The organism is Entomomonas sp. E2T0, assembly GCF_025985425.1.
Taxonomy (GTDB): Bacteria; Pseudomonadota; Gammaproteobacteria; order Pseudomonadales; family Pseudomonadaceae; genus Entomomonas.
This window is the reverse complement of record NZ_CP094972.1, coordinates 2,079,240-2,097,846: the sequence shown is the minus strand read 5'-3', so window position 1 is coordinate 2,097,846 and position 18,607 is coordinate 2,079,240. Positions and strand designations below refer to the sequence as shown.

Sequence of the window (18,607 nt, the reverse complement as noted above, 5' to 3'; positions counted from 1 at the left end):
TTATGAAAACACCACCTATCAATATCTTCGCTCATCTATTAGGTGAGCGTTATAATGAAATCCCCCAAGCTATTCAGGATTTTCATAATACTCCTTGTATTTTGTGGCAAGGTGAAGCAAAAGCAGGTGGTGCTACTCATTTTATGACAAATCTTATGCGTAAAGTAATGGGATTTCCACAACCCTCTGATAATTTACCTATTACTGTCAATGTTTACTATACAGATGAAGGCAAGGAATGTTGGACAAGACGCTTTGGTGACACAGTGTTTTCTTCTATTCTCGCCCTAGATAAAAATAATCCACAACAAATGTATGAAAGGTTTGGTCCAGTGAAACAGTACTTTATCTTAGAAACTGTTGATAACTGGTTATGTTGGAAACTACAATACTGTACCTTTCTTGGCATTAAACTCCCTAAATTTCTTTCCCCACAAGTTATCGCTAATGAAGGCGTGGATACAGATGGTACCTATCAATTCGTTGCTAAAGTTACACTGCCATTGATAGGTACATTGGTAGAATACAACGGTTACTTAACTAAGGCTCAATAAACCTTATTATTCCACTATTAATGCCCTACCTCGCCCCCTAGGGTCAGCTACTGCTTTAGGTTTATCATTAATAATTTGAATAACCTGAATATCACCACTAAAATCTTGCTGATAAAAGTTATAGCCCATTTGTTGTAACCTTACTTTTAGTAATTGAGGAACTCCTTGTTGAAAACGCTCAATAAAAATACGATCCTTGGGTAATAATTGGTGATGATAACGGGGAGTAGACACTGCCTGTTCTAAAGACATATGGTTATCAAACACATTAACAATCACTTGAAAAATAGAAGTAATAATACGTGAACCACCAGGAGTTCCTATCACCATCACTATTTTATTATCCTTAGTTAAAATAGTGGGTGTCATAGAAGACAAAGGTCTTTTATAAGGTTTTATGGCATTGGCCTCACTCCCCACCACACCAAACTGATTTGCTACACCTGCTTTACTACTAAAGTCATCCATTTCATTATTTAATAAAATACCTGCCCCTTTTACTACTACGCCAGAACCAAACCAACCATTTAACGTATAAGTATTGGAAACACCATTACCCCATTTATCCACAATAGAAAAATGGGTAGTTTGTAACTTCTCTGGAGTCAAACCAGGTTCGATATTTTCAGTCGCTGAAATAGCATAAGGATTAACTTCTTTAGCACGATTAGCTAAATAATCTGCCGCTAATAGTTTTTTAACAGGCACATTAATAAAGTCTGGGTCTCCCATATACTCAGCTCTATCAGCAAATACTCGCTTTTCAATTTCAGCTAATAAGTGGACATAACGTGCCGTATTTGGCCTAACCCCTTTAAAGTCATTAGCTAACGCTTGCTTCATTAATAATAACTGTAATAAACCAACCCCACCTGAACTAGGTGGTGGCGCAGTGATAACTTGCATACCATGCCATTTTGCAACTAATGGATCACGCCATTTTGCTTGATAGCCGTTTAAATCACTTTCGGTTATCAAGCCATCATTATCAGCCATTTGTTTAACAATAAGTTGGGCTGTTTCACCTTGATAAAAATCATTAACGCCTTGTTCAGAAATACGCTCTAATACAGCAGCTAACTCTGGTTGTTTAAAGGGTTGAGCAATCTTCATAGCACCAAAGTATTCTTTAAAATGCCCATTGGCTGGTACTTTATCCAATACCTCGCGATAACGTTGCATTAGTTGCTCATCAACCATAAAGCCTTCTTTAGCATAACTAATCGCAGGTGCTAACACTTCTTGCCAAGAGAGCTTACCAAAGCGTTGATGGGCAGCCCACATACCTGCTACAGTACCAGGTACAGCCACTGCTTTATGTGAGTATAGGCTTAAATTAGCCACTACTTCGCCTTTACTGTCTAGATACATATTAGTGGTTGCTTTAGCTGGTGCTATTTCTCGGTAATCTAAAAAATACCCCTTACCATTCATCCACAGGGTCATAAAGCCGCCACCACCAATATTACCTGCCTCAGGGTAAGTTACTGCTAACACAAATGCTGTGGCTACTGCAGCATCAACAGCATTACCACCTTTAGCTAATATTTCTTGAGCTGCTATTGTTCCATAGCTATTTGGAGAAGCCACTGCACCAGCAGATAATGGTGAATCTTCTTCTGCCGCAACATATGTATTAACCAATATAACAATAATGATTGCATAACAAACTTTACAAATAGATCTCAAGAAAAATGGCATGCTTTGCCCTCCTCATTAGCATTGGCCCTCTATTTTATACTACTATCATGCACTTTTGTTTTAATCAGTAACGGTAAATTAGCTGATTAGCCTTTAGTAGCATAATCAATATCATAGCCATTATTATTGCTATAATAAGCTCAGAAATTGTTATACCTAATCTGCTTAAAGTGTTTTCTGATATTTTGTATTGATTGGTTAACTAATAGATAAAGCAATCCTTAGTATTTATTCTTAGATACAACCTCAAGCCTATTTGCTTGTATTTTGTGAACTTCAAAATAGCCGCTTTATTCACTTTGTTCACGTTGTTGCGCACCCATTTAATTTAAATATTAATTATTAAATCAGTTGCTTTGTTATATAGCTTATATTTAGAGGAACAACTATGTCATCACAAACAACATCTAATCAATCTACCGAGCTTAGTCTTGAAGATATTACTATTATCGACAACGATAAACTTAAAAAGGCAGTAACTGCTTCTGCATTAGGCAATGCAATGGAATGGTTTGATTTTGGTGTTTATGGTTTTATCGCCATAACCCTTGGCAAAGTATTTTTTCCTGAAACCACAGGTTCAGTTCAAATCCTTGCCACCCTTGCTACCTTTGCTGTGGCCTTTTTGGTTAGACCCATAGGTGGAGTGTTTTTTGGCCTCTTAGGCGATAAATTAGGACGTCAAAAAATACTAGCCACCACTATTTTAATTATGGCTATCAGTACCTTTTGTATTGGACTGATTCCTAGCTATGAAACTATTGGCCTTTGGGCACCTATTTTGCTACTTGCTTGTCGTTTACTACAAGGTTTCTCAACAGGCGGTGAATATTCAGGTGCTACCATTTTTATTGCTGAATACTCCCCTGATCGCAAACGTGGTTTTATGGGAAGTTGGTTAGACTTTGGCTCTATTGCTGGTTTCTTACTAGGTGCAGGGTTTGTTACTTTAATTACCTATTTGCTAACCGATCAACAGTTACTGGATTGGGGTTGGCGGATTCCTTTCTTTATTGCTGGCCCCTTAGGGCTTATCGGCCTCTACTTAAGAAGTCACTTAGATGAAACACCAACCTTTGAACAACATCAAGAAAAACAACAGGCTGATGAAGAACATGGAATTAGTAAAGTTTCTTTTAAAGAAATCTTATTACGCCACTGGCGACCACTACTTATTTGTATTGGTTTAGTGATTGTAATGAATGTTACTTATTATATGTTGTTAACCTATATGCCAAGCTACCTTAACCATAATCTCCACTATGCTGAAAGTCATGGTGTTATTCTGATTATTGTAATTATGATTGGCATGCTGTTTGTACAGCCCACTATTGGTTTTTTAAGTGATAAAATTGGTAGAAAACCTATTGTTATCGTTGGTTGTGTAGGTCTATTTTGTTTATCCATTCCTTGCTTCTATCTTATTACCACAGGCAAAGTAGCTTATATCTTTATTGGATTAATGATTTTAGGCGTGTTGCTTAATATGTTTACAGGGGTAATGGCATCAACCTTGCCTGCTTTATTCCCTACCAGTATTCGTTACAGTGCATTAGCTATTTCATTTAATATCTCAGTATCATTATTTTGTGGTACTACCCCTCTTATTGCCGCTTGGTTAACTGAAACAACAAATAACTTAATGATGCCTGCCTATTATTTAATGGTAGTGGCTGTGATAGGTTTGCTTGCTATTTTATTTACTAAAGAAACAGCTAATCGGCCACTACGCGGTGCGACTCCTGCTGCATCTGATAGAGCAGAAGCTAAAGAACTACTACAAGAACACCATGATTATATTGAAACAAAAGTGGAAGAGTTGACTGAACAAATAAATGAATTAACTGAAAAACGCGATCAACTAATTGAACAACATCCTGATCTTAAATAAATCTTTACAGATTAAGGCGTAGCAATACGCCTTCTATTAACTTTCTGTTGCACACCAAAATTGACACCACCTTTATAAGTAACTAGCATAACCTCTTTTTATTATTGGTTATCCATAATAATAGATTACTTTGCAGTACTGGGATTATTATATGAAAAATGAACAAGATAATGATTTAAACCGTCATTACTCGCCAAGCTCTACTGAGTTAAATAACAAAATTGATGAGCTTATTAAGCTAGCACTCCCTGCTGGCGCAAAAGAACACAAACTTTATAAAGAATTATTTTTAGCAGCTACCCGTTTAGTTCAGGCCGAACGAGGCCATTGGGATACTAAAATAGCTAAAAATGCGCTAACTGAAATGGATAAAGGCTTTACGTTACTAGAGCGTTTTAAGCACCATCGGAAAGTAACCGTATTTGGCTCTGCTCGTACGCCTGTAGATCATCCTCTTTACCAACAGGCAGTAGCTTTAGGCCAACAGCTTGCTGACAACGGTTTTATCGTTATTACAGGTGCTGGTGGTGGTATTATGGCAGCAGCTCACGAAGGAGCTGGGCAAGATAACGCCCTAGGCTTCAATATTAAGCTACCTTTTGAACAATACGCCAATGAAACAATGGAAGGTAGTGATGCACTACTTACTTTCCAGTTTTTCTTTATCCGTAAATTATTCTTTGTTAAAGAGACAGAAGCTGTAGTGCTTTGCCCTGGTGGTTTTGGTACTTGGGATGAGGCTATGGAAGTATTAACCCTGATTCAAACAGGTAAAACACCACTAATCCCTGTGATTCTTTTAGAAACGCCTGATAGTACTTACTGGAAAGATGCTATTGAATATTTTGAGAAGCACTTAAGAGATCAACAATATATTTTGCCTAGTGATATGGGCTTAATGAAGCTGTTGCATACACCAGAAGAAGCAACTCAAGAAATTATTCAGTTCTATACAAACTATAACTCTAGCCGTTGGTTTAGGGAAACCTTTGCTATCAGAATGAATCATCCTTTAACTGAACAAGCATTAACTTATATTAATCAAAACTATCGAGATATTAGTAATAATGACTTTATTCAGCAGGTTTATGATGACAGCTTTAAAGAAGCTGAGTTTCAACATTTAACCTATCTACTGTTCCAATTTACAGGCAAACAGCATGGCCGCTTAAGAGAATTAGTAGATTATATCAATTTATTTAAAAACTGGACAACATAAAATAATACTTTAGTATTATACAATATTAATAATTACATGTTTCATGATAGTTTAATGACTCAGAAGGGCATCTAAGTAGAAGGAAATTATAGTGAAAAAGATAAATAAAACTCTTATGGTCAAAGCTGTTGGATATAAATTAAAGCATAATAAAACAAAAGATACATGGTCTCCTCCAAAAATTGAAGATGAGATAAAAAAAATTATGGATGGTGCCATTACTATTGGTGAACGTCACTATCCTGATCCTAACAATATTAAGGATGGAGTTACATGTGCTATTTTATTCGATTCTAAGACATTAGAAAAAGGTACTTTATTTACTATATGTAGCTACACTAAAGGCTTAGCACCTGAAGCAGTTGCTCCAGATATGGAAAGCACAAAACTAACATTACAGCCAATAAATCTTCAAACTCCTGAAGGGAAAAAAACTGAGCTTGCTTTTTCTTATCGATGCTTAGCATTTGGTCAAATCATTCTAATTGAATCTGTACAAGGAGCAGGAGGAATTACATTATTATGCAAATTACTAACTTTCTTGTTAAAAAAATATTCTGATGGTCCCTACTCTTCTGTAGAGTTATATGATATTGCATCTACAGAATTAAGAGACTTAATACAACAGAAAGGAGGTGTAAAGAAAATCACTGCTAGTTTAGTCCATGATATTGAAAAAGATTACAGTAACTATGCATCACAACTTAGTGAAATACGAAATAATGTAAAGGGAACAAATAAGTTTATCTGTACTTGGGAAGCGGAAGAAACAAAAGTTTTAGATGAAGAAGCTACTATTAGTTTATTTGATGAGGCAGAATCAGAATTTTTAGACTCTATTATGATTAAATTCAAAGATAACTCAACAATTACTGGTTTACATAAATATAAAGAAAAAAGACATGTGCAGATTCAACTTACTCCTGAGGGGAAAGTTGCAACCTCAGAAATAGAAACAGAATTAAAACGCTATTTAAAAGAACTAAGAGACCCAAGAAATAAATCTCTTATCACTACAGAGGGTTTCTTAAAAAATGTTAAGAAAAAGCTTACCTAACAATGGCTATAAAAGATTATATTATACCTGATGAAATACAAAGTGCTGTAACATCAGGCAAAACCATGTTTAACATAGCCAAAAAAACTTCTCATTTTTGGCTAAAACAATCTATTGCATTAATATTACCAATAATCATTGGATGTGTAATTGGTTGGATTATTACTTATAATCTAAAGTCAACTCAATATGAAGATATTAATAATATTATTTCAATAATTATCACTATCTTAACAGTACTTTCTGGCTTTATGGTGACATTGATGCTTTTTACAGGAAGAACTTCTGGAGCAAAAACTTTAACAGTAGATCAAATTTCCCTTTATATAAATAAAGTTAGTTATTTATTTTTTTCCCAAACATTAACTTTATTTATCCATATCGTTTGCATTATTTTATGTTTAATATGGTTTATATTTCAAGAAACTACCACAAATCCAACTATTTTGAATATTTCTCTCATTACTTGTATTGGTTTTTTTAATTTAAGCCTACTTCGCATACTTATTCTTCCATTTCAAATATATGAAATTCATTACTTTGAACTTATATCTATGGAGGATGAAAAATTAGATGAGTTTGACTCAGATAATTAATTTCTTTTGCTCTAACCTCAATATCTTAATAAGTCTCTAAAATATCATACTCCTTTCAAATTAATATACTTTATAAGGAAGGAAAATATGGCTAAGACATCAATCACTATATATGATACAACAAATAATACTGTTGAAATCACAATAGAATCAGATCCACCTATTTTAGAAAACAGTAACAATATGACAATATCCCAAAATATTAGTCTATCATTTTTGGCATATTTAAAACATAAAGGAATAAAAAATTTCTTAGAACTAACAAATAAAATTAAACCCTCATAAATAATTAAAATATAGCCTTATTGTATGAATTATTAAGAACTTTAAGGCTTAATCTCGATTAGAGTACCATCTTTGACCAAACCCCAGACTTCTTTCATATCCCAATTCATCATGGCAATACAGCCATCTGTCCAATTCAAACCGCGGAAATACCATTCAGGGTATTCAGGATCAATCGGTGTACCATGAATCATTATCATGCCACCAGGTCTTACGCCTTGCTTTTGCGCAGCAGATATATCACGTGGGTTCGGATAAGAAATATGCATAGAAAGGTTATATTTATCACTCTCTTTACGCCAATCTATCCAATATAAACCTTCAGGTGTACGCTTATCACCTTCCATTTGTTTATGGCCTACAGGTCGTTTGCCCAATGAAATACGGTAACTTTTAACAACATTATTGCCACTCATCAAAGATAATGTACGCTTTGACTTTTCAACCAAAACCTTATCAATATTTAATCTAACCTTGGTTGTTGTCACAAGACTAGAGTTAGCATAGCTATAACTTGCCATACAACAATAACTAACCACTATCACTAACAATGTGCTAAATACACGACGCATTGCTAACCACTTCCCCATATTTAACTGCTTGATCAAGATAGCCCCTAATAAAGAAAGCATTTTAATTGGTTAATTGCTTAGAGAAAAGTACTCAAATCAAAAATAAATGCTGTTTCTTTGCAGTTTGCTATTGAATGCTTAGTCAATCCCCCTTTAAAATGGATTATTTATAACCTCTTTTATGTGGATAAAGCATGCGTACTAGCCAATATTTACTGCCTACTGTAAAAGAAACTCCTGCTGATGCAGTAGTTATTAGCCATCAACTTATGTTACGAGCGGGTATGGTTCGTAAACTAGCTGCTGGACTATACACTTGGTTACCACTTGGTTTACGTGTATTACGTAAAGTAGAAAAAGTGGTGCGTGAAGAAATGAATGCCATCGGCGCTCAAGAAGTGCTAATGCCAGCCGTACAACCTGCTGAATTATGGATTGAATCTACACGTTGGGAACAATATGGCCCTGAACTACTACGCCTTAAAGATCGCCATCAGCGTGATTTCTGCTTTGGCCCTACCCATGAAGAAGTTGTAACGGATTTAGTACGTAATGAAATCAGTAGTTATAAACAACTACCGCTTACCCTTTATCAAATCCAAACTAAATTTCGCGATGAAATTCGTCCTCGCTTTGGTTTAATGCGTGGCCGTGAGTTTTTAATGAAAGATGCCTACTCTTTCCACACTGACCAAGCATCATTACAAGTTACTTATGATGATATGTATCGTGCCTACTCGAATATTTTTAGTCGTTTAGGTTTAGATTTTCGTCCTGTAGAAGCTGACAATGGTTCTATTGGTGGCTCAGGCTCCCACGAGTTCCACGTACTTGCAGACTCTGGCGAAGACGATATTGTATTTAGCGATAGTTCAGATTATGCTGCTAATATTGAGAAAGCAATGGCTGTTCCTCACCAAACTGAACGCCAAGCAGCCACTGAAGCAATGCGTCTAGTTGATACACCTAACTGTAAAACCATTGAAGCCTTAGTTGAGCAATTTAACTTACCTATTGAAAAAACAGTTAAGACCTTAATCGCTCATGGTGCTGAAGAAGGTACCTTAGTAGCATTAATTGTTCGTGGCGACCATCAACTAAATGAAATTAAAGCAGCTAACCATCCATTGGTGGCTAGCCCATTGGTTTTTGCAACTGATGAAGAAATTCGCCAAGCGATTGGCGCAGGTCCTGGTTCATTAGGCCCTGTTAACTTATCTATGCCTTGTATTATTGATCGCTCAGTAGCTATGATGAGTGACTTTGGTGCTGGTGCTAATATTGAAGATAAACATTATTTTGGCATTAACTGGGAGCGTGATGTAGCACTACCTGAAGTAGCTGATTTACGTAATGTGGTAGCAGGTGATCCTAGCCCTGATGGCAAAGGTACTTTAGTAATTCGTCGCGGTATTGAAGTTGGTCATATATTCCAACTAGGTACCAAATACAGTGAATCAATGAACTGCACAGTATTAGCTGAAAATGGCAAACCTGTAGAATTAATTATGGGTTGTTATGGTATCGGTGTATCTCGTGTAGTAGCGGCAGCTATTGAGCAGAACTATGATGAGCGTGGTATTTTATGGCCTGAAACAATGGCACCCTTCCAAATTGCTATTGTGGCGCTTAAATATGAAGACCCAGCCATTAAAGAAGTAGCTGATAAACTTTATGCTGACTTAACTAAAGCTGGTTATGAAGTATTATTAGATGATCGTGATAAGAAAACCAGCCCAGGTGTTAAATTCTCAGACATGGATTTAATTGGTATTCCTCACAGAGTAGTAGTCAGTGATCGAGGCTTAAAAGAAGGCCAATTAGAATATAAAAACCGTCGTGAATCTGACTCAAAAAACCTTCCATTAGCTAATATTGTAGAAGAATTAGCTAAACTCGTTAAATAATAAAAAGGGGCTTTATAAGCCCCTTTGTTATTCACCCATCAACGTTTCTTCAACCAATAATAGTAGTTTTGCTCTGTTACTTCCTCATGTAATAACTCATTACCAGAAAGCTTCGCGAAACTACGGAAATCTCGCTGACTGCCAGCATCTGTAGCAATGACTTTTAATACATCCCCTGAGCTAAGGTTAGCTAATGCTTGCTTAGCTTTTAATAAAGGTAAAGGACAATTTAAACCAGATGTATCTAATTCTTCTTTAAAACTAATTTGTTCACTCACCTGTTGACTACCTAATTACTGTAAAAATTGTTTAACCGTATCCTGTTGGCTACGAATTTCTTTCTCGCGTTGATTAATAATCGCTACTTGTTGGAAACTATTACCTGCTTTCTGGCGTGCGTATTTTAATTGTTCTAAAGCTGCATCATAATTACCTATTAATGCAAGATATTCTGCCTGTGCTTGATGTACACCAACAATATCACCTGCTCTACCCTTTACTTCAGATACCTGATACCAAACATCTGGATCATTAGGACGACTACGCACAAGTTTATCAATTACTTTAGCCGCTTCTTGAAAATTTCTTTGTCTTACTAATAAATCCACATAAGCCTTCGTAATAGGATAATTATTCGGATTAGCCACTAATAATTTTTGAATACGTAAACCCGCATTGGCTAACCTATTTTGATAAAAATCTAAATCAACATAGGTTAAATTATAAAATAAGTTATTAGCATCTTTTGTTAATAATTTATTTAATATTTGCTCACTCTCTGCAAGGTTATTATTTTTTATTAAGGCTAATGCTAAGCCATATTGCAATGCATTATCATTGGGGTTATTTTCTAAAAGACTACGAAAGCGCTTTACACTAGAGCCTGGTGTATCTTCAAAAACCACCTGAACACGAACACGTACTAGATCATACTCTAACGTATTACTAATGCCGCCCTGCGGATAACGTTCAGCCCTATTACGTGTGTCTGCCACACGAGACTCTGTTAAGGGGTGAGTAATCAAAAATTCAGGGGGAATTTGTTGAAAGCGATATTTTTTCATCAATATCTCAAACAAATCTGGCATTCCTTTAGGGTCATAACCTGCCTTAGCAAGGGTTTCAATGCCAATTCGATCCGCCTCTTGTTCGTTGGAGCGGGAGAAACTCATCATATTTTGATAAGCTGCTGCCTGTGAACCAATAATAGTCGCCATACCGGCATCGGGGCTTCCTGCTGCTGCTGCTACAATACCAACAAGTAAAGCTGTCATCATTGGTATTTGTAGTTGTTGTTGTTCGGCTACACCACGGGCAAAATGACGTTGCGATAAATGCGCCAATTCATGAGCTAATACGCCCATAAACTCTGACTCGTTAGGAGCCGCTAAAAATAGACCACCATTGACACCAATAATACCACCTGGTGCTGCAAAGGCGTTTAACTCAGGATCTTTAATAAAAATAAATTCTAAGCGATGGTCTTGCAAACGACTACTTTGCGCTAATCGTTTAACCTTTGTTTCAATATAGTCTTTAGCCAAAGGATCATTAATGCGTGGCACTTGTGAACGCAATAGGCTTAACCATGCACGCCCTAATTGATACTCTTGTAAAGGAGACACAATAGCAGAAGATGAATCGCCCAATGAAGGTAGATTATCATAAGCCAATGAAGGCAAAACATTGACTAAGCCTAAACATAGTAATGTCGCTTTACCAAGATGCCTCATAAATCCCCTAAATAACAAATAAATAAGCCCTATCCTAAACATTTAAAACAAGCTTATAAAGTTCTTTTTAGTAGCTAATATGTTACTCTTTATAACAAACTAAGGTGCTATAGGTAACTGCCTTTTATGCATGCTTTTATTATAAGTCTCTGTAATCTTTTTAAAAACTTCTGCCGATACAGCTTTACCCTGTAAAAAAGCATCTATTTCTGTATAAGGAACACCATGTGCTTGTTCATCTGGCAAACCTGGTTTTAAATCTTCTAAATCAGCAGTAGGTACTTTATTCACTAAATTGTCTGGTGCTCCCATATACTTAGCAAAGGCTCTAACTTGTCCTTTTGCTAAACCAATCAAAGGCCCTACATCAAAAGCACCGTCTCCAAATTTAGTATAAAACCCCATAACCGCTTCAGCTGCATGATCAGTACCTATTACTAACCCACTGTAAACATTGGCTACTGCATATTGAGCAATCATTCTTGCTCTGGCTTTAATATTACCAATAATAAAGTCTCTGGAACCTTCTTTTACTTTCTGTAAACAGTCTATAGCACCTACCATCCCTTCTACACTTTCAGCAATATTAACGACTTCACAGTGATCGGGCGCTATTACTTGTACAGACTGTGTCGCCTCGGCTTCATCTGCCTGTGCTTTGTAAGGTAGACGCATCGCAATAAAACGATAACTATTATCCCCTGTTTCTTCTCTTAATTCTCTAACAGCCCGTTGGGTCATCATACCTGCGGTTAATGAATCCACCCCACCACTGATTCCTAACACGTAAGCTTTTAGCCCAGACTCTACTAGTAAGCGTTTTAAGAAGACAATACGTCGTTCTAACTCTGCTACTAATGCTTGTTCATTTGCAAAAGGTGGGCATACATTTAATGCTTTAGCAATCTCGCGTTGAACAGCTAATTGATCTATCATTTTTCTTCCTCTACAACTATTGTTACTCGCTTACCTTAAAGACATGTTTTAAATAATTAACAAAACTCTCATCACGACATTGTGTTTTTCCTGGTGAGTCAGAAATTTTCGCCACTGGCTGACCATTACAACTAACCATTTTAATAACCATGTTGGTTGGAGAAACAGTAGGAATATCACAGGTTAAGTTAGTCCCTATACCAAAGCTAACATTAATTCTATCACGCAATTGGCGATAAATTGATAACGCTTTGGGTAGATCCAAACCATCAGAAAATACTAAGGTTTTGGTGCGAGGATCAATACCTAACTTTTTATAGTGAACAATCGCTTTTTCTGCCCAAACAATTGGATCACCTGAATCATGACGCAAACCATCAAACAATTTAGCAAAAAACAAATCAAAATCAGTTAAAAAAGCATCCATTGTGATGCAATCAGTTAACGCAATCCCCAATAAACCACGATATTCCCGTACCCAGCAATCTAATGCTGCACTTTGGCTATCGATTAACCTAAAACCTAATTGTTGGTGTGCCATAATCCATTCATGTGCCATAGTACCCATCGGTTTAATATTAAACTCTTGAGCTAAATGCACATTGCTTGTACCTACAAAATGGCCAGGAAAGTCTGTTTTCAAAATGCCAACCACGGCTTGCTGAGTATTAAAAGAAAAACGACGACGTGTTCCATAATCAGCTAATTTAAAATCTTTTAACTCATCATCCGTTGCCATCCGTGTTAAATTTTCTAACTTCTGATACAAACGATCAGTAGCTGTTTTTAATTCAACTTGAGGATAACGCCTCTTATTACGTACTTCACTAATAATAGCTAATAAAGGTATTTCAAAAAGTACAATATGTAACCATGGGCCTTTTAGGGTAATACTTAATTGCCCGCCTTCACCCGATACAGTCACATAGCGTGGATTAAAACGAAATAAACGTAAAAATCTTATAAAGTCTGGTGCTAAGAAACTAATGTGTGATAAATAGTTTTGTTCATCTTGCGTAAGCTGTAAATCAGCTAAACGCTCGATGTTCTCTTTAATCTCAGGAATATAAGGGGTAAGGTCTTCTTTATCGCGGCAACGAAACTCCCACTCTACTTCCGCATTAGGATAATTATGCAAGATTGCTTGCATCATACTGAGCTTATAAAAATCAGTATCTAATAAACTTTGAATAATTTTTTGGGAAAATATGGAATTATCCATTTTTTCATCCTCTACTTTTAATAAGTTGTTGATCTAATGCCGCACAGTCTTCACAGATGACTATCCCACATTGCTGCATTTCAGCGATGGCTTGTTGTTTAGTATCTTCAGCAATAGCCCTTGTTGCCTCTAATACCATAATCACTTGAAACCCTGCTTTATGTAATTGTATTGCCGTATTTTTTACACAGTAATCTAAAGCCAGCCCACCGACAATAACCAGTTGGACATTCTTTAGTCTTAAATATTCGATAACTCCTGTTGATAATTTTTCTTTTAAATCATGGTAACAAGCACCATAGGGATGCATATCTGGCTCTACCCCTTTCCATACAAAAAAATCATACTCATCAGGGCTTGGTAAGTCAGTTAATAATTCAAATCCTTTCGTTCCTGGTACACAGTGTGCTACCCACGTCAAATCTGCATTAGGATAGTTTAGTGGTTGTAACATCTTCTCAGCTTCAGTCACTACCCATACCGCTTGTGGAGTATGAGCATCTTTACTGCCCACCCTTATATCTGCACGCTTGGCCATTTCATTTAAAGCACCTGCAATTTGATCACCACCTTGCACAGGTAATTCATCAGGACAAAGGGGTGTAAAACTTTGTTGTGGATCGACATCAAAACTTGCAATTTTCATGATCTTTAACTCAACTTCAATCGGTGAGAAATATAATCTACTGAATTAATTAGCTTATCTAAAACTAACCACCATCCAGTTAGTTGTATAATACAACTAACTGGATGGATTATCAATAACAAATAAAAAATATTACCTAAAACACCAATATTCCACTAACAAAAAAGCCTGACACATAACTGTACCAGGCTTCTCAAAAACATTAATCACAACACTTACTGACCTGATGAGAAATCATAACTCATATTAGGCATTGGACGTTGTAAATAGTAACCTTGAATATAATCAGCACCGGCTTGCCATAAAATAGACAAGATACTTGCTGTTTCAACAAAAGGCACAATACTCTTGCGTTTAGATTCTCTTAACTGGTTTAACATTTCTGTTAAAGCGTCCACACCCTCTGGCTTACGCAATGCTTGCACTAAAGAAGGTGCGAGTTTTACATAGTTTGCAGGCAAATGATTTAACGTTAGTAGTGAATTTTCATCTTTACCAAAATCACTAATAACTGTTTGACAATTAATTTCATTTAAACCATTAATTAAATTTTGTGCCTGTTTTAAGTAAGTTGCCGCATCACTTTCAGTAAACTCTACCAATAAACATTCTGGTGGTAATTTAGTAGCAGCAAACAGTTTCTTAATCCAATCTAATAAGTTTTCATTTTTTAGGGTATCGCTACCAATTTGTGCGAATACTCGTGGATTATGTCCAGCCGCATGCATTTTAGCTACTTCTTTTAATGAATTAACAATGACCCAACGGTCAATTTGCTCAGCCATTCCAGAAGACGAAGCTACATTTAATAGATCAGTTAAAGGTAATTCTTTACCTTGAGCATCGAGCATTCTTAAACGAACTTCATAAAACTCAAAAGATTTACCACGTAAACTTACGATAGGTTGATACAGTAACTTTAAAGACTCTTGCTGCAATGTTTGTTGCAAAGTAGCCAGTAAATCACCCTGACTTGCTGCTTTAGCCAGTTCTTCAGCTGGGTCATATACTTTTATGATATTACTTGCTGTGGAAGATTCAATACAACGATGAGCCCTATCAATAATTTCTTGAGGGCTTGCAACGCTCTTATCAAAATCTGCAATACCTACAGAAACAGTAATTTGAATAGAAAAATCATTTACATCAAAAATAACTTTAGTTATTTTTTCTTGTAACAGTTTCACGGAATCTATTAAATCACTAGAGGTTGCATTAGGCACTAACACAACAAATGCATCATCGGATAGTCTTGCTAAACTTTCCTCATGACAGAAGTGGCCTTTTAATAACTGAGCAACACTAGCTAATAAGCTATCAGAACCTGCAATACCTATCTGAGTATTCAAACTATCAAAATTATCAATATAGATGTATAGCAATGTTGCATTTAAATTAGTAGACTTTACTTGCTCCATTGTATTATCAAGCAATGTCGATAAATGAGCACGGCTATAAAGACCCGTTAACGCATCAAGGCTACTCATCTCACGAATTTTTTCTTCTAATGCTTCACTATTAACCGTTGATGTTTCCTCACGAATAATAACTTGCATACACTCTTCACCATCATATGATGCAGGGTATGTAGTAATTAAAATAGGAAATTTAGAGCCATCAGCTCTTACACCACGGCAAGCTAAAGAAGATTCAACACGATGTTTAAATAAGTCTTTTAAATCACTAGGATTATCAGCTGATACGAGGTCAATAATCGGTAGACCGTCCATATCTGCCTTATCTTCATAACCAAACATATCAATATAAGCTTGGTTAAGATAAATATGCATACCATCATGGATATAAGCAATAGCATCCATGGATGAGTCTAGTAGAAGATTACAACGTCGCTCAGACTCTGCTAAATTTTTCTCTGAACGTACTAATGAGCGACGCTTCATTAAATTATTCAATTCACGTTGTGCTATTAATAATAAGTGCTCAGCCTCAACGTCTACCGATAAAACGTCTTGTGCACCTTTCTTTAAATAACTTATTGTAAATTGATCATCTTCTAACGACTCAGGATTAAGTAATTGTATATAAGGAATATCAATCTTTTTAGCTTTAATAAATGCGAGTAAGTCAACAGGATCGTAATTTTCACTACTAGGTGCTGCAATAATTAAATCCCAATTTTGAGCTAAGACGGTTTCAGCATCTTCAGCTGAGGTAATTCTATGCAAACGCGTCGCATAACCTGCATTACGGAAAATAACTGCGTAATTTTCTGCTTCATTAGGAGAATCATCTAAAATTAATAAACGAAGGTTTTTTGTTTCCATAATTACTCATTAACTGGCTTTTTAATCCGTACTAACAATAACTTATCTTTATCCATAGAAATTGTAAAGCTCAACTGTATAACATTTACTACATAGAATTATTTCAAAGAAATAAAGCAAGTCTATATACATTCAACACTTACAGCCATGGAATTATAGCATAAGCATTCAGTTTTCAATAACTATATCCCAATTAGCACATAAAATACCATTGCTGGTTACTACGCATTTACTAACAAATCAAAACAGTATTGATTTATCGCATCTTAACCAACATTATTTAGCTATTTTTTACACTAATTTTGCAATACGTTGACCCATTTTAGTCGGTACTAATGATTTAAGTTCTTCATTCCAAACAATGCGATTAGGCTCGAATACCATGATCGCTGTAGAGCCTAATTTAAAACGCCCTAACTCTGCACCTTTTTCTAAAACAATTGGTTGCCTTGTTTCATCATTATATTTAGTCGTTTTTAATAATCGTTTTGGGGGCGTAACCATTCCAGCCCATACTGTTTCAATACTGGCTACAATCATAGCTCCCACTAGCACAACAGCCATTTGACCATATTCAGTATCAAACATACATACTACGCGCTCATTACGAGCGAATAAACTTGAGACATTTTCTGCAGTTGTTTGGTTCACTGAAAATAATTGGCCTGGTACATAAATCATTTCTGTTAATGTACCTGTAACGGGCATATGCACACGATGATAATCTCTTGGTGATAAGTAGATAGTGGCAAACTCACCATTTAAAAAAGGTTTAGCACGCTCTGTGTCGCCACCTAATAAATCAGCCAAGCTATAATCATGACCTTTAGCTTGTAAAACGCGTCCTTCATGAATAGTACCTAACTCACTTACTGCACCATCTGCTGGGCATACTACCGCATCAGCTGCCATATCAATAGGGCGCATACCCTCTTTTAATGGGCGAGTAAAAAACTCATTAAAATTTTTATATTCATGATAACTTTCATAAACCGCTTCACTCATATTCACTTTATAACGATCTATAAACCAACTAATGAGCTTATTTTTGAACCAAGGTGCTTGTGACTCTGCTAAAAAACCTATTATTCTTGATAATAAATGCTGTGGCGTTATGTGCTGAGCAATAATAAAAAGTCGTTGTTTAAATGTCATTTTTTTAATTTTCCACTACTGTATTAGGATGGTTCCCCCATTCAGACCATGACCCTGCATAAGCCTTAACCCTAGGATATCCTAATGCCTTTGCTACTAAATAAGTAAATCCAGAACGATGATGACTCTGGCAATGTGTAATGACTTCCTTATCCTTAGTAATACCTAATTGTTCTAAACAATCAGCGATATCACTACGAATCCTTAAACCATGTTCACTATCCATACCTGCTGTCCATTCAAAATTTACTGCATCAGGAATATGTCCACCTTTAGCAGCTAATAGTTTTTCACCATTATATTCAGCAACAGAACGAGCATCCCATATAACCAAATCATCAGCACCTAAGCGACTCTGTAAATAGTCAAGGGTTGCTGTTGGTTGCTCATCGATAGTCAATAGCGGTGATGTAACGGACACCTCAGGTAACTCTGTAGATAATGGATAACCTTCAGCCATCCATGCATGCAAACCACCATTTAAATAATGATAATTATGATGCCCTATTGAATCTAATAACCAAATAAAACGTCCAGCCCAACCACCACCCTCATCATCATAGATCACATAAGTGGCGGCAGAGTTGTGTCCTAATTGTCCGAACAAGTATTCTAAAGATAATTTATCAGGTAATAAACCAAAAAATCCTGTTTGTGATTGTGTTTGTTTTGGTTCTACACAATGAGCATGGGCAATATGGCCTTGCTGATAACGGAGTTGATTACCTAAATCGACTAAAATTAATTCAGGTGCAGATAATCGATCCAATAACTCTTTAGGTTCAATAACTAGAGGTAATTGAGAAAATTCAGACATTAATTAAGTCTCACCATAATTCTATAAAACA

At 36.0% G+C, this 18,607-nt stretch carries 17 protein-coding genes; 7 read left to right on the top strand and 10 right to left on the bottom strand.

Annotated elements, in window-relative coordinates; genetic code table 11:
- Positions 1-2 precede the first annotated feature (2 nt).
- Positions 3-554 (top strand): DUF4166 domain-containing protein, encoded by a 552-nt coding sequence (locus MTZ49_RS10100; RefSeq protein WP_264745430.1) that lies wholly within the window; start codon positions 3-5, stop codon positions 552-554.
- Between the two features lie 6 nt (positions 555-560).
- On the opposite strand, the gene ggt is transcribed toward MTZ49_RS10100, so the two are convergent.
- The gene (ggt, locus tag MTZ49_RS10095; RefSeq protein ID WP_264745429.1) at positions 561-2,255 is read right to left on the bottom strand and encodes a gamma-glutamyltransferase; all 1,695 of its coding nucleotides are present in this window, start codon (positions 2,253-2,255) and stop codon (positions 561-563) included.
- A gap of 388 nt (positions 2,256-2,643) precedes the next feature.
- Here ggt and proP point away from each other — a divergent pair, with 388 nt between their 5' ends.
- The 5 genes from proP to MTZ49_RS10070 all read left to right on the top strand — a co-directional run bounded on the left by proP (position 2,644) and on the right by MTZ49_RS10070 (position 7,303).
- Complete coding sequence (gene proP / locus MTZ49_RS10090; RefSeq protein ID WP_264745428.1) at positions 2,644-4,146, top strand: glycine betaine/L-proline transporter ProP; 1,503 nt, start codon at positions 2,644-2,646, stop codon at positions 4,144-4,146.
- A 151-nt stretch (positions 4,147-4,297) separates the two neighbouring features.
- Positions 4,298-5,365 (top strand): LOG family protein, encoded by a 1,068-nt coding sequence (locus tag MTZ49_RS10085; RefSeq protein ID WP_264745427.1) that lies wholly within the window; start codon positions 4,298-4,300, stop codon positions 5,363-5,365.
- A 91-nt stretch (positions 5,366-5,456) separates the two neighbouring features.
- The gene (locus MTZ49_RS10080; protein WP_264745426.1) at positions 5,457-6,422 is read left to right on the top strand and encodes a hypothetical protein; all 966 of its coding nucleotides are present in this window, start codon (positions 5,457-5,459) and stop codon (positions 6,420-6,422) included.
- Positions 6,423-6,424: 2 nt separating this feature from the next.
- On the top strand, positions 6,425-7,018 hold the full coding sequence (locus MTZ49_RS10075; protein WP_264745425.1) for a hypothetical protein: 594 nt from the start codon (positions 6,425-6,427) through the stop codon (positions 7,016-7,018).
- An 87-nt stretch (positions 7,019-7,105) separates the two neighbouring features.
- A complete protein-coding gene (locus tag MTZ49_RS10070) occupies positions 7,106-7,303 on the top strand; it encodes a hypothetical protein (RefSeq protein ID WP_264745424.1) in 198 nt (65 codons plus the stop codon).
- Positions 7,304-7,344: 41 nt separating this feature from the next.
- Here MTZ49_RS10070 and MTZ49_RS10065 read toward each other — a convergent pair whose 3' ends face one another.
- Positions 7,345-7,824, bottom strand: a complete 480-nt coding sequence (locus MTZ49_RS10065) for a L,D-transpeptidase family protein (RefSeq protein WP_264747869.1) — start codon at positions 7,822-7,824, stop codon at positions 7,345-7,347.
- Positions 7,825-8,069: 245 nt separating this feature from the next.
- On the opposite strand from MTZ49_RS10065, the gene MTZ49_RS10060 reads away from it, so the two are divergent.
- Entirely contained in the window at positions 8,070-9,782 is a 1,713-nt protein-coding gene (locus MTZ49_RS10060; RefSeq protein WP_264745423.1) for a proline--tRNA ligase, read from the top strand.
- A gap of 38 nt (positions 9,783-9,820) precedes the next feature.
- On the opposite strand, the gene MTZ49_RS10055 is transcribed toward MTZ49_RS10060, so the two are convergent.
- From MTZ49_RS10055 to MTZ49_RS10020, 8 genes are all read right to left on the bottom strand, one after another.
- Positions 9,821-10,060, bottom strand: coding sequence for a sulfurtransferase TusA family protein (locus MTZ49_RS10055; RefSeq protein WP_264745422.1), 240 nt, complete (start codon positions 10,058-10,060; stop codon positions 9,821-9,823).
- Positions 10,061-10,075: 15 nt separating this feature from the next.
- Complete coding sequence (locus MTZ49_RS10050) at positions 10,076-11,515, bottom strand: M48 family metalloprotease (RefSeq protein ID WP_264745421.1); 1,440 nt, start codon at positions 11,513-11,515, stop codon at positions 10,076-10,078.
- A gap of 99 nt (positions 11,516-11,614) precedes the next feature.
- Positions 11,615-12,451 carry an ammonia-dependent NAD(+) synthetase gene (gene nadE / locus MTZ49_RS10045; RefSeq protein ID WP_264745420.1) on the bottom strand — a complete coding sequence of 279 codons (837 nt, stop codon included), beginning with the start codon at positions 12,449-12,451 and terminating at the stop codon, positions 11,615-11,617.
- Positions 12,452-12,473: 22 nt separating this feature from the next.
- Positions 12,474-13,673, bottom strand: a complete 1,200-nt coding sequence (gene pncB / locus MTZ49_RS10040) for a nicotinate phosphoribosyltransferase (RefSeq protein ID WP_264745419.1) — start codon at positions 13,671-13,673, stop codon at positions 12,474-12,476.
- A 4-nt stretch (positions 13,674-13,677) separates the two neighbouring features.
- Positions 13,678-14,319: a nicotinamidase gene (locus MTZ49_RS10035; protein WP_264745418.1), complete on the bottom strand. Its 642-nt coding sequence runs from the start codon at positions 14,317-14,319 to the stop codon at positions 13,678-13,680.
- Between the two features lie 215 nt (positions 14,320-14,534).
- Positions 14,535-16,604 (bottom strand): EAL domain-containing protein, encoded by a 2,070-nt coding sequence (locus MTZ49_RS10030; RefSeq protein WP_264745417.1) that lies wholly within the window; start codon positions 16,602-16,604, stop codon positions 14,535-14,537.
- A 291-nt stretch (positions 16,605-16,895) separates the two neighbouring features.
- Positions 16,896-17,759 carry an archaetidylserine decarboxylase gene (gene asd / locus MTZ49_RS10025; protein WP_264745416.1) on the bottom strand — a complete coding sequence of 288 codons (864 nt, stop codon included), beginning with the start codon at positions 17,757-17,759 and terminating at the stop codon, positions 16,896-16,898.
- Positions 17,760-17,763: 4 nt separating this feature from the next.
- The gene (locus tag MTZ49_RS10020; protein WP_264745415.1) at positions 17,764-18,576 is read right to left on the bottom strand and encodes a rhodanese-like domain-containing protein; all 813 of its coding nucleotides are present in this window, start codon (positions 18,574-18,576) and stop codon (positions 17,764-17,766) included.
- Positions 18,577-18,607 lie beyond the last annotated feature (31 nt).

Coding starts and splice junctions, on each gene's coding strand:
- MTZ49_RS10100 (WP_264745430.1), top strand. CDS start 3: ATGAAAACACCACCTATCAATATCTTCGCTCATCTATTAGGTGAGCGT.
- ggt (WP_264745429.1), bottom strand. CDS start 2,255: ATGCCATTTTTCTTGAGATCTATTTGTAAAGTTTGTTATGCAATCATT.
- proP (WP_264745428.1), top strand. CDS start 2,644: ATGTCATCACAAACAACATCTAATCAATCTACCGAGCTTAGTCTTGAA.
- MTZ49_RS10085 (WP_264745427.1), top strand. CDS start 4,298: ATGAAAAATGAACAAGATAATGATTTAAACCGTCATTACTCGCCAAGC.
- MTZ49_RS10075 (WP_264745425.1), top strand. CDS start 6,425: ATGGCTATAAAAGATTATATTATACCTGATGAAATACAAAGTGCTGTA.
- MTZ49_RS10070 (WP_264745424.1), top strand. CDS start 7,106: ATGGCTAAGACATCAATCACTATATATGATACAACAAATAATACTGTT.
- MTZ49_RS10065 (WP_264747869.1), bottom strand. CDS start 7,824: ATGGCAAGTTATAGCTATGCTAACTCTAGTCTTGTGACAACAACCAAG.
- MTZ49_RS10060 (WP_264745423.1), top strand. CDS start 8,070: ATGCGTACTAGCCAATATTTACTGCCTACTGTAAAAGAAACTCCTGCT.
- MTZ49_RS10050 (WP_264745421.1), bottom strand. CDS start 11,515: ATGAGGCATCTTGGTAAAGCGACATTACTATGTTTAGGCTTAGTCAAT.
- nadE (WP_264745420.1), bottom strand. CDS start 12,451: ATGATAGATCAATTAGCTGTTCAACGCGAGATTGCTAAAGCATTAAAT.
- pncB (WP_264745419.1), bottom strand. CDS start 13,673: ATGGATAATTCCATATTTTCCCAAAAAATTATTCAAAGTTTATTAGAT.
- MTZ49_RS10035 (WP_264745418.1), bottom strand. CDS start 14,319: ATGAAAATTGCAAGTTTTGATGTCGATCCACAACAAAGTTTTACACCC.
- MTZ49_RS10030 (WP_264745417.1), bottom strand. CDS start 16,604: ATGGAAACAAAAAACCTTCGTTTATTAATTTTAGATGATTCTCCTAAT.
- asd (WP_264745416.1), bottom strand. CDS start 17,759: ATGACATTTAAACAACGACTTTTTATTATTGCTCAGCACATAACGCCA.
- MTZ49_RS10020 (WP_264745415.1), bottom strand. CDS start 18,576: ATGTCTGAATTTTCTCAATTACCTCTAGTTATTGAACCTAAAGAGTTA.